The following is an 11,230-nucleotide window of genomic DNA, read 5'->3' on the forward strand; positions in this document are numbered from 1 at the left end:
GGCGAAGGCCATCAACAGCAGGAACAGCGAACGCCAGCCGGCGAGCAGCATCAGGTAGCCGCCCAGCAGCGGCGCCACCAGGGTGGCGAACATGGTCACCAGGTGCATCAGCGACAGCACCCGCGCCGCATCGCCCACCGGGAACAGGTCACGCACGATGGCCCGCGCCAGCACCGATGCCGCCGCACCACCCAGGGCCTGCAGCAGGCGCCAGGCCAGCAGGTGCTCGACCTCGACCGCCAGCGCGCACCCCAGGCTGGCCGCCAGGTAGAGCGCGATGCCGCCCAGCAGCAGGCGCCGCCGGCCGAAGCGGTCCGACAGCGGCCCGTAGGCCAGCATCCCGAGGCACAGCCCGGCGAGGAACACGCCGATGGTCAACTGCACCCGCGCCTCCGGCGCCCCCAGGTCACGGGCGATCAGCGGCAGGCTGGGCAGGTACATGTCGATGGACAGCGGCCCGAAGGCCACCAGGGCGGCGAGCAGCAGGATCAGGCGCTTGGGGTGGGCGGTCATGGGCAGGTTCCAGGGCGTTCGAGGGAGCGTGGGGATGGCGGACGAAAAAAGGCCGCCCGCAGGCGGCCAGGTGCAGCGAGGGACGATCAGAGGCTCAGCAGCCACAGGCTCAGGCCCGGGAAGGCCACCAGCAGCGCGATGCGGGCGAGGTCCGAGCAGAGGAACGGCACGATGCCCCTGGCGGTCTCGCCGTAGGGCACGTCGCCGGCGGCGCGCTGGACGATGAACAGGTTCATGCCCAGGGGCGGATGGATCAGGCCGATCTCCACCACCATCAGCGCGAGGATGCCGAACCAGATGGACTTGTCGGACTCGCTCAGGCCGAAGAAATCCAGGCCCATGATCATCGGGTAGAAGATCGGGATGGTCAGCAGGATCATCGCCAGCGAATCCATCACGCAGCCCAGCGCCAGGTAAAGGCCGAGGATGACCAGCAGCACCAGCATCGGTGCCAGGCCGCTGCCGATCACCCAGGCCGCCAGCTCGCCCGGCATCTGGGTCAGCGCCAGGCCGGAGTTGAGCAGGTCCGCGCCCAGCAGCACGAGGAAGATCATCGCCGAGGTTTCCGCCGTGCCCAGGAGGCTGGCGCGCATGCCCTTCCAGCGCATGCCGCCCTGGGTGAAGGCGAGGATGCCGCAGGCCGCCGCGCCGATGGAGGCCGCCTCGGTGGGGTTGGCCCAGCCGCCGTAGATGCCGACGATCACCACCAGGAACACGCCGATCACCGGCAGCACGCTGACCAGCGCGCGGCCGCGCTCGGCCAGTGATGCCCTGGGCGAGACGGTGGCCTGGGACTCGTCCCGTGCCACCATGATCCGCAGCACCAGCACGTAGCCGATGATGGCGATCACCCCCGGTACCACGGCGGCGACGAAGAGCTTGGCGATGGATTCCTGGGTCAGCACCGCATAGATGATCAGCGGCACCGACGGCGGTATGAGGATGCCCAGGGTGCCGCCGGCCGCCACGGTGGCGGTGGCCAGGCGCCCGGAATAGTTGTGCCGGCGCAGCTCGGGCAGCGCCACGTGGCTCATGGTCGCCGCGGTGGCCAGGGAGGAGCCGCAGATGGCGCCGAAGCCCGCGCAGGCGCCGATGGCGGACATGCCCATGCCGCCCTTCCAGTGGCCGATGAAGGCCGAGGCGCAGCGGAAGATCGAGCGCGACAGGCCACCGTGGGTGGCGAACTGGCCCATCATCACGAACAGCGGGATCACCGCCAGGTCGTAGTTGGACAGGCGCGAATAGGCCAGGTCGTTGAGGGTGAACAGCAGGCTCGACAGGTCGCCGTCGTTGACCGCCCAGAAGCAGGCCGCGCCGCCCACCAGCATGGTCAGGCCGATGTGCACGCGCAGCAGCAACAGGGTCATGGTGATCGCCAGCGCGATCAGCCCCAGGGCCAGGCCGCTCATGCCTCACCCCCCGCGCCGCCCAGCACCCGCGCCACCCGGGCCAGGGCGCAGAGTCCCAGGAGCACCAGGCTCGGCACGATCAGCGCCAGGGGAATCCACAACGGGATCGACAGCAGCGTGGTGACGTCGCCGAACTCGCGGTTGTCGAGCATCTGCAGGCTGGTGCGCCAGGCCAGCAGCCAGGCCACCGCGCAGCACAGCAGATGGGCGAACGCGTCCAGCGCCCGGCGCACCCCGGCGGGCAGCCAGTGGGTCAGCGCGTCCACGCGGATGTGCGTGCCGCGCAGCTCGCACAACGGCAGGAAGGCGGCGATGGCCACCGCAGCCCCCACCTCCACCAGTTCCATGTCGCCACGGATGGGCGCGGAGAACAGCTTGCGGCCGACGATGGACACCACCGACATGCCCACCAGGGCCAGGATGATGCCGCCACCAGCCAGGGCGAAACCATGGGTGAGGCGCAGCAGGGCCCGGCGTACCAGGCCCTCTTGATCGCGCGCGTCGAGATCGAAATGCAGCGATTCCTTCATGGCCTCAGTGCCCCGAGCCGGCCAGCGTGCGCACGGCTTCCACCAGCGCCTTGCCGTCCAGGCCCTTGGCATCCGCCTCGTCGATCCAGCCCTGCACCGCGCCATCGGATGCCTTGCGCATCTCGCCGTAGGCGGCGTCGTCCAGCACCACCAGGCCGTCGGCCGGCGTCGCGTCGTGGGCCTTGGCGGTGGCCGCGTCCCAGGCGGTGGCGAAACGCTCGGACAGCACCTTGCCGCTGTTGCGCTCGATGATCGCCTGCAGGTCGGCCGGCAGGCTGTCGAAGCGGCGCTGGTTCATCAGCAGGGTCAGCACCGTGTAGCCGAAGGCCGGCTGCCCGGCCGGCACATCGCTGTGGTAGCGGGTCACCTCGTCCAGCTTGGTCGCCGGCACCACCTCCCACGCGGCCAGTGCGCCGTCGACCACGCCCTTGGAGATCGCCTCGGTCATCTGCGCCGGCGGCATGCTCACCGGGGTCGCGCCCAGGCTTTCCACGGTCTTCGCCGCCGTGCGGCTGGAGGCACGCAGCTTGAGGCCGGCGAGATCGGCCAGGGTGCGCACCGGCTTGCCGCGGGTGTGCAGGCTCATGCCGCCGTCACCGTGCACCACCAGCACCTTGTAGCCCTTGAAGTCGTCGCGGGCGTAGCGCTCGTAGAAGTCCCAGATGATCGCGTTGCCGGCCTGGCCGCCCATGGGCAGGACGAAGGGCAGCTCCAGCGCCTCGACCCGGGGGAACTTGCCGGCGGAATAGGCCGGGGCCGTCCAGACGATATCCGCCACACCGTTGCGTGCCATGTCTGCCAGCTTGGCCGGCGTGCCACCCAATTGCATCGAGGGGTAGAGCTGGCACTTCAGGCGGTCGCCCGACTCCTGGCGCAGTTGCTCGCACCAGGGCTCGATGATGTTGGCCTGGGCGTTGGAGGTGGAGGGCAGGAAGTGGGCGACCTTGAGGGTGATGGTTTCGGCATGGGCCGAGGCGGCACCGAACAGCACCGCGCAGAGGGCGGGAATTGCGAGGGATTTCATGGCGATAGCTCCGTCTTGTTGTTGTAGCCATGCGTGTGGGCGCTGGCGGCATGGGAAGCGAATACCGTTAATACATTAATTTTTATCGCCTGCCTGTCAACAGAAAGAAGCGGACCTGGCGGGTATACGAAAAGCTAAAGTGATTTATCAAGAATATTTATTCTCTATTTTTCAGTTACTTAAAAATCATTAGTGATGTTGTTTATCAGGTTACGCCTCCGCACGGACCAGTCATGGATATTGTTAATATTTTAATTAATGACTAGATTGCCCGGGCCATCGCAGCGGCCAGCCCGTGGCGAAGGCCCTCCGACACACCTTTCCTAGAGACAAGAACAATGACCAGGAAAATACGCTCCGCCCCCGTACTCACCTGCTTGCTGGCGAGCCTCGCCGGCAGCGCCCACGCGGACCTCGTCAAGGACAGCAAGGCCAGCATCGAGGCCCGCAACATGTACATGAACCGCGACTTCCGCCAGGGCGGCGCGCCCCAGGCCAAGGCCGAGGAATGGGCCCAGGGCTTCACTGCGCGCTACGAGTCCGGCTTCACCGAAGGCACCATCGGTGTGGGCCTCGACGCCATCGGCCAGGTGGCGATCAAGCTCGACTCCAGCCGCGACCGTCGCGGCACCGGCCTGCTGGCCTATGGCGCCCAGAGCCTGGAGCCCGAGGACAACTACAGCGAGCTGGGCCTGACCGCCAAGCTGCGCGCCTCCAAGAGCGTGCTGCGCATCGGCACCCTGCAGCCGCAGTTGCCGGTGGCGGCCTACAACGACGTGCGCCTGCTCTCCTCCACCTACGCCGGCGGCCTGCTCACCTCGCAGGAGCTCGACGGCCTGACGCTCAACCTGGGGCGGCTGGAGAAGATCAACCTGCGGGATTCGTCGAGCAACGACGAGATGAACTACGGCGGCGTGGAAAGTGCGCACCTGGACCTGCTCGGCGGCAGCTACGCGCTCAGCCCGGCACTGACGCTGAGCTACTACCACGCACAGATGCAGGACATCTATCGCCAGCACTACCTCGGCCTGGTGCACAACGCCACCCTCGGCGAGGGCATCACCCTCAAGACCGACCTGCGCTACTTCGACACCGGCGAGGACGGCGAGCACCGCTACCGCAGCACCGCGCGGGTGGACGGCGGACGCATCGACAACCGCTTCTTCAACGGCATGGTCACCCTCGGCATGGGCGCCCACAAGGTCGGCGTCGGTTACCAGAACCTCTCCGGCGACGGTGACTTCGCCTACCCGGGGCTGGACCCCTACTCGGTGAACCTGGTGACCTTCAACGTCTTCACCAAGGCCGAGACCGATGCCTGGCAGGCGCGCTACGACTTCGACTTCGTCGCCCTCGGCGTGCCCGGCCTGAGCTTCATGACCCGTTACGTCAGCGGCAGGAACGTGCAGACCGCCACCGTGCAGGACGGCCGCGAATGGGAGCGCGACACCGACCTCGTCTACACCTTCCAGGATGGCTCGCTCAAGGGCCTGAACATCCGCCTGCGCAACGCCACCTTCCGCTCCGGCGACGGCCTGCGCACCGATGTCGACGAAAACCGCCTGATCATCGGCTACACCCTGCCGCTGTTCTGATTGCCCCACGGGGGATTGCGGCACAGCGCCGGCGTAGGGTGGACCGCGCTTCATCGGTCCACCTTTCGTGTTAGGGGCCGTGCCGTAGGTTGGCGCCGAGCACAGCGAGACCCAACGCACGATGTTCGGCCTGGCAACGTTGGGCTTCGGCCCGGGAACGGAGCCGGCACGAACCTACCCGCCGTTGCGCGCCCGGTACTCGCCGGGCGTGATGCCGGCATGGCGGGAGAAGAAGCGGCTGAAGTAGGCCGGGTCCTTGAAGCCCAGCTGGTAGCAGATCTCGTTCACCGAGCGGCCGGTGAACAGCAACAGCCGGCGCGCCTCCTGCATCAGGCGCTCATGCACCAGGCGCTTGGACGGCAGGCCCGCGACCCGACGGCAGATGTCGTTGAGGCGCGCCTCGGTCACGCCGATCTGCCGCGCGTACTCGGCCAGTGCCCAGTGCTGGGGGTAGTGCTCCTCGATCAGCGCGTTGAAACGGTGGAAGAACTGCAAGTCGTCACGCCGCGCAGGCTGCGCCTTGAGCGAGCGGGTGGAGAGGCGCAGCAGGCTGATGAAGATCAGCCGGGTCAGCGCCTCCAGGCTTTCCGCGCGGCCGGAGTGCTGGCTGCGGAACTCGTCGCCGAGGTAGTCGAACAGTTGGTCGAGGCGCCGCACCTCGGCGGCAAAGCCCTCGTCCAGTTCGTCGAAGGCCACGCAGACGGCACCGATCTGCGGCCCGGCGGCCAGGCCACGCCCGGCCTCCAGCAGCGGCCACACCAGTTGCTGGCGCACCGTCAGTACATGGCCGTCGGCGTCCGCCTCGGTGACGAAGGAATGGGGGATGGTCGGCGGGGTGAGGAAGAACAGCGGCCCCTGGCGGTGATATTGCAGCTCGTCGAGGTAGACGCGCACCGAGCCGCTCTTCACGTAGTGCACCTGGAAGAAGCGGTCGTGACGGTGCACCGGCATGTTGCGGCCGAAGAAGTCGGCCAGCCGGCCCAGTTGCTCGTAGTGCACGTCGGCATCGGCGTAGCGCTGGTCGTAGACCTGGCCGATGTCGATATTGGGGATCGGGGAAGACGCCATGGTCCGCAGCCTCACCCGATCACTATCAAGGCTTGATTTGCTTGAGTTCGTTGAGCAGGCCCAGCAGCTGCTGCAGCTTCTCCTCGCCGAACTGCTCCTGGATGCGCTGGTAGTTGCTCTCCATGCCATCGCTCATGGACACGAAGCACTGCTGCCCCTGCTCGGTCAGCCCGACATAGACGCGGCGCTGGTCCTGGGGTGACTTCCAGCGGCGGACGATGCCGTCGCGCTCCATGCGTACCAGCACGCCGGTCATGCTCGGCTTGAGGATGCAGGCCTGGTGCGCCAGTTGGTGGCTCTCCATCTCGCCGTTCTGCCGCAGGATGCGGATCACCCGCCATTGCTGCTCGGTCAGCCCGTGCTGATTGAGCAGCGGGCGGAAGAACCCCATCGCCGCCTCGCGTGCCTGCAGGAGGGTCAGGGTCAGGGAAGGTCTGGGCGTTGCCATGTGTGCTCCGGATTAACGCGATGGCGGATTTAAGCAACAACCGGCGACGCGAAGCAAACCCCATGCGCCCTCCCGACCGCCTTGTCACGGAAGGTCAAGCGCCTGGCAGGAATGGACAATCCGCCGGCCGCGCCGGGGTTTCTAATGGCTCAACGATCGAATCGTCCTTTGGTAGGGCTTGATCATCGTTAATATATTAATTATAAAGTTAGCATGTTAACGAAATGACTTCGGGTGCCGCTTCCCACCGTCAGCGCGCACCTTCTTTTATCCGGGGATGACCCCACTGCTTCAGGAGTGAACCCATGCGTCGCGCAACCAGCGAAGTCGCTACCGGCACCCTGTTCGGCGTCGCGCTGAACTACCAGGGCCTGCTCGAAAGCCGACTGGCCGAGTTCGACCAACCGCCTTACCAGAAGCCGCCGGTCAAGCCGGTGCTGTTCATCAAGACCTCCAACACCCGCAATGGCGACGGCCAGCCGGTGCCCTACCCGCGTGACGTCGAGCGCCTGCAGCCGGGCCCGGCCCTGGGCGTGGTGATCGGCCGCAACGCCAGCCGCGTCAGCGCCGAGAACGCCATGGCGCATGTCGCCGGCTACCTGGTGGTGAACGAGTTCAGCCTGCCGGAGGACAGCTACTACCGCCCGGCGGTCAAGGCCAAGTGCCGTGACGGCTTCTGCCCCCTGGCCAGCGAAGTGGTGCCGGCCAGCGAGATCGCCGATCCGCATGCCCTGCCCCTGCGCCTCTTCGTCAACGGCGAACTGCGCCAGGAAAACACCACCGCCAACCTGGTGCGCAGCATTCCCCAACTGATCGCCGAGATCAGCGAGTTCATGACCCTGCACGAAGGCGACGTGCTAATCACCGGCACCCCCGAGGGCCGCGTCGACGTGCGCCCCGGCGATGAAGTGGTGGTGGAGATCGAAGGCCTGGGCCGGCTCACCAGCACCCTGGTCGCGGAATAAGGAGACGCAGATGAAACACGCACGCATCCGATACCAGGGCGACATCCACGCGGTCACGGTCGAAGACGGCAACGCCGTCCGCCTGGCCGACGGCCGCCTGCTCGCGGAAGACGCCGTCGAGTGGCTGCCGCCGGCCACCGGCGCCATGTTCGCCCTGGGCCTTAACTACGCCGACCACGCCGCCGAACTGGCCTTCAAGGCCCCCACCGAGCCGCTGGCCTTCATCAAGTCCCCCGGCACCTACACCGGCCACAACCAGGTCACCTGGCGCCCGGACAACGTCGCCTACATGCACTACGAGTGCGAGCTGGTGGCGGTGATCGGCAAGCCCGCGCGCAACGTCAAGCGCGAGGACGCCCTGCAGTACCTGGCCGGCTACACCGTCTGCAACGACTACGCCATCCGCGACTACCTGGAGAACTACTACCGCCCCAACCTACGGGTGAAGAACCGCGACTGCACCACCCCGGTCGGCCCCTGGATCGTCGACGCCGCCGACGTGCCGGACCCGTCGAAGCTCAGGCTGCGCACCTGGATCAACGGCGAGCTGAAGCAGGAAGGCACCACCGCCGACATGATCTTCGACATCCCCTACCTGATCGAATACTTCTCCAGCTTCATGACCCTGCAGCCGGGCGACATGATCGCCACCGGCACGCCGGAGGGCCTGGCCGACGTGGTACCGGGCGATGAAGTGGTGGTGGAAGTGGAAGGCGTCGGCCGCCTGGTCAACCGAATCGTCAGCGAAGCCAAGTTCTTCGCGTCCCGTAACAACGAGGTCTGAACATGATCAAGCACTGGATCGATGGCCGCGAGGTCGAAAGCAAAGACGTCTTCACCAACTACAACCCCGCCACTGGCGAGGCCATCGGTGAGGTCGCCAGCGGCGGCGCCGAGGAGATCGCCGCGGCCGTCGCCGCCGCCAAGGAGGCCTTCCCCAAGTGGGCCAACACCCCGGCCAAGGAGCGCGCCAAGCTGATGCGCAAGCTGGGTGAGCTGATCGACCAGAACGTGCCCAAGCTGGCCGAGCTGGAGACCCTGGACACCGGCCTGCCGATCCACCAGACCAGGAACGTGCTGATCCCCCGCGCCTCGCACAACTTCGAGTTCTTCGCCGAGGTCTGCACCCGCATGGACGGCCACAGCTACCCGGTGGACGACCAGATGCTCAACTACACCCTCTACCAGCCGGTGGGCGTGTGCGGCCTGGTCTCCCCGTGGAACGTGCCGTTCATGACCGCCACCTGGAAGACCGCACCCTGCCTGGCCCTGGGCAACACCGCCGTGCTGAAGATGAGCGAACTGTCGCCGCTGACCGCCAACGAACTGGGTCGCCTGGCGCTGGAAGCCGGCATCCCCAAGGGCGTGCTCAACGTGGTGCAGGGTTACGGCGCCACCGCCGGCGACGCCCTGGTGCGCCACCCGGACGTGCGCGCCATCTCCTTCACCGGCGGCACCGCCACCGGCCGCAAGATCATGCAGACTGCCGGCCTGAAGAAGTACTCCATGGAGCTGGGCGGCAAGTCCCCGGTGCTGATCTTCGATGACGCCGACCTCGACCGCGCCCTCGACGCCGCGCTGTTCACCATCTTCTCGCTCAACGGCGAGCGCTGCACCGCCGGCAGCCGCATCTTCATCCAGGAGACCGTCTACGACCGTTTCGTCGCCGAGTTCGCCGCCCGCGCCAAGCGCCTGATCGTCGGCGACCCGCAGGACCCGAAGACCCAGGTCGGCTCGATGATCACCCAGGCCCACTACGACAAGGTCACCGGCTACATCCGCATCGGCATCGAGGAAGGCGCCACCCTGCTGGCTGGCGGCCTGGAGCGCCCGGCCAACCTGCCCGCGCACCTGTCCAGGGGCCAGTTCATCCAGCCCACCGTCTTCGCCGACGTGGACAACCGCATGCGCATCGCCCAGGAAGAGATCTTCGGCCCGGTGGTGTGCCTGATGAAGTTCAAGGACGAGGCCGAGGCCCTGCGCCTGGCCAACGACACCGAATACGGCCTGGCCTCCTACATCTGGACCCAGGACATCGGCAAGGCCCACCGCCTGGCCCGTGGCATCGAAGCCGGCATGGTGTTCATCAACAGCCAGAACGTGCGCGACCTGCGCCAGCCGTTCGGCGGCGTGAAGGGCTCCGGCACCGGCCGCGAAGGCGGCCAGTACAGCTTCGAAGTGTTCGCCGAGATCAAGAACGTGTGCATTTCCATGGGGAGCCACCACATTCCCCGCTGGGGCGTGTAGCCACGCCGGGTACTCATGCAGAACGCCCAGGTGCCGGAACCCGGCACCCAGGGCGTCGTATCAGCTGGCGTGCATCCACAACCACAAGAATCCCGGTCGCCCCCGCAGGCGCCCGCCATCAGGAGAACCGTCATGGGCAACGTTGCTCTGGCTGCCAAGATCACCCACGTCCCCTCCATGTACCTGTCGGAGCTGCCCGGCCCGCGCCACGGCTTCCGCCAGGCCGCCATCGACGGGCACATCGAGATCGGCCGCCGCTGCCGCGAACTGAACGTCGACACCATCGTGGTGTTCGACACCCACTGGCTGGTCAACGCCAACTACCACGTCAACTGCGCCGCCCAGTTCGAAGGGCTCTACACCAGCAACGAACTGCCGCACTTCATCAGCAACATGGACTACGCCTTCCCCGGCAACCCCGAGCTGGGCCGCCTGCTGGCCGAGGAATGCAACCGCCTGGGCGTGGAGACCATGGCCCACGACGCCACCACCCTCGCCCCCGAGTACGGCACCCTGGTGCCCATGCGCTACATGAACACCGACCGCCACTTCAAGGTCATCTCCGTCTCCGCCCTGTGCACCTCCCACTACCTCAACGACAGCGCCCGCCTCGGCTGGGCCATGCGCCAGGCCGTGGAGAAGCACTACGACGGCAACGTCGCCTTCCTCGCCAGCGGCTCGCTGTCCCACCGCTTCGCCCAGAACGGCCAGGCCCCCGAGTTCGCCACCAAGGTCTGGAGCCCCTTCCTGGAGACCCTCGACCACCGCGTGGTGCAGATGTGGCAGGACGGCGAATGGGAAGACTTCTGCGCCATGCTCCCCGAGTACGCCGTGAAGGGGCATGGCGAAGGCTTCATGCACGACACCGCCATGCTGCTCGGCGCCCTCGGCTGGTCGAAGTACGACGGCAAGGCAGAGGTCGTGACCCCCTACTTCGGCTCCTCCGGCACCGGCCAGATCAACGCCATCTTCCCGGTCACCCCCCAGGACGGCTCGGCCATTCCCGCCGCCCAGGCCTCCAACCCCGGCGGCAACCCCACCGGCAGCCGCCTCTGAGGACCGCGCCATGCCGCACTTCATCGCCGAATACACCCACAACATCGAAGCCGAGGCCGACCTGCCCGGCCTGTTCGAGAAGGTCCACGCCTGCCTGGGCGCCTCCGGGGTCTTCCCCCTCGGCGGCATCCGCAGCCGTGCCGTGCGCCTGGACACCTGGCGCATGGCCGACGGCCAGCACGACTACGCCTTCGTCCACATGACCCTCAAGGTGGGCGCCGGCCGCGACCTGGCCACCCGCCGCCAGGTGGCCGATGCGCTGTTCGAGGTGATCAGCGGCCACTTCGCCGCGCTCCAGGCCCGGCGCCTGCTGGCCCTCTCCTTCGAGATGACCGAGCTGGACGCCGAGCTCAACTACAAGCTCAACAACGTGCA

General features: G+C 67.1%; 12 protein-coding genes. 6 read left to right on the forward strand and 6 right to left on the reverse strand.

Going from position 1 to position 11,230, the window contains the following annotated elements; genetic code table 11:
- The 4 genes from DMX10_RS30585 to DMX10_RS30600 all read right to left on the reverse strand — a co-directional run.
- The coding region (locus tag DMX10_RS30585; RefSeq protein WP_146603092.1) for an MFS transporter at positions 1-513 on the reverse strand (513 nt) is incomplete at its 3' end.
- An 86-nt stretch (positions 514-599) separates the two neighbouring features.
- Positions 600-1,922, reverse strand: coding sequence for a TRAP transporter large permease (locus DMX10_RS30590; protein ID WP_111264623.1), 1,323 nt, complete (start codon positions 1,920-1,922; stop codon positions 600-602).
- Positions 1,919-2,452 (reverse strand): TRAP transporter small permease, encoded by a 534-nt coding sequence (locus DMX10_RS30595; RefSeq protein ID WP_111264624.1) that lies wholly within the window; start codon positions 2,450-2,452, stop codon positions 1,919-1,921. The genes DMX10_RS30590 and DMX10_RS30595 overlap by 4 nt, the downstream gene beginning before the upstream one ends.
- Positions 2,453-2,456: 4 nt before the next feature.
- Positions 2,457-3,476: a TRAP transporter substrate-binding protein gene (locus DMX10_RS30600; protein ID WP_111264625.1), complete on the reverse strand. Its 1,020-nt coding sequence runs from the start codon at positions 3,474-3,476 to the stop codon at positions 2,457-2,459.
- 338 nt (positions 3,477-3,814) lie between these two features.
- Here DMX10_RS30600 and DMX10_RS30605 point away from each other — a divergent pair, with 338 nt between their 5' ends.
- Positions 3,815-5,071, forward strand: a complete 1,257-nt coding sequence (locus DMX10_RS30605) for an OprD family porin (RefSeq protein WP_111264626.1) — start codon at positions 3,815-3,817, stop codon at positions 5,069-5,071.
- A gap of 174 nt (positions 5,072-5,245) precedes the next feature.
- Here DMX10_RS30605 and hpaA read toward each other — a convergent pair whose 3' ends face one another.
- Together hpaA and hpaR are read right to left on the reverse strand one after the other, a co-directional pair.
- Entirely contained in the window at positions 5,246-6,139 is an 894-nt protein-coding gene (gene hpaA / locus DMX10_RS30610) for a 4-hydroxyphenylacetate catabolism regulatory protein HpaA (protein ID WP_111264627.1), read from the reverse strand.
- A gap of 25 nt (positions 6,140-6,164) precedes the next feature.
- Complete coding sequence (gene hpaR / locus DMX10_RS30615) at positions 6,165-6,587, reverse strand: homoprotocatechuate degradation operon regulator HpaR (RefSeq protein WP_111264628.1); 423 nt, start codon at positions 6,585-6,587, stop codon at positions 6,165-6,167.
- A gap of 305 nt (positions 6,588-6,892) precedes the next feature.
- Here hpaR and DMX10_RS30620 point away from each other — a divergent pair, with 305 nt between their 5' ends.
- The 5 genes from DMX10_RS30620 to DMX10_RS30640 form a co-directional block, all read left to right on the forward strand.
- On the forward strand, positions 6,893-7,552 hold the full coding sequence (locus tag DMX10_RS30620) for a fumarylacetoacetate hydrolase family protein (RefSeq protein ID WP_111264629.1): 660 nt from the start codon (positions 6,893-6,895) through the stop codon (positions 7,550-7,552).
- A gap of 10 nt (positions 7,553-7,562) precedes the next feature.
- Positions 7,563-8,336: a fumarylacetoacetate hydrolase family protein gene (locus DMX10_RS30625; protein ID WP_111264630.1), complete on the forward strand. Its 774-nt coding sequence runs from the start codon at positions 7,563-7,565 to the stop codon at positions 8,334-8,336.
- Between the two features lie 2 nt (positions 8,337-8,338).
- Entirely contained in the window at positions 8,339-9,799 is a 1,461-nt protein-coding gene (hpaE, locus tag DMX10_RS30630) for a 5-carboxymethyl-2-hydroxymuconate semialdehyde dehydrogenase (RefSeq protein WP_111264631.1), read from the forward strand.
- Between the two features lie 132 nt (positions 9,800-9,931).
- Complete coding sequence (gene hpaD, locus DMX10_RS30635; RefSeq protein WP_074968525.1) at positions 9,932-10,855, forward strand: 3,4-dihydroxyphenylacetate 2,3-dioxygenase; 924 nt, start codon at positions 9,932-9,934, stop codon at positions 10,853-10,855.
- Between the two features lie 10 nt (positions 10,856-10,865).
- The coding region (locus DMX10_RS30640) for a 5-carboxymethyl-2-hydroxymuconate Delta-isomerase (protein WP_111264632.1) at positions 10,866-11,230 on the forward strand (365 nt) is incomplete at its 3' end.

This window comes from Pseudomonas sp. 57B-090624 (assembly GCF_003234055.1).
Classification (GTDB): domain Bacteria; phylum Pseudomonadota; class Gammaproteobacteria; order Pseudomonadales; family Pseudomonadaceae; genus Metapseudomonas; species Metapseudomonas tohonis.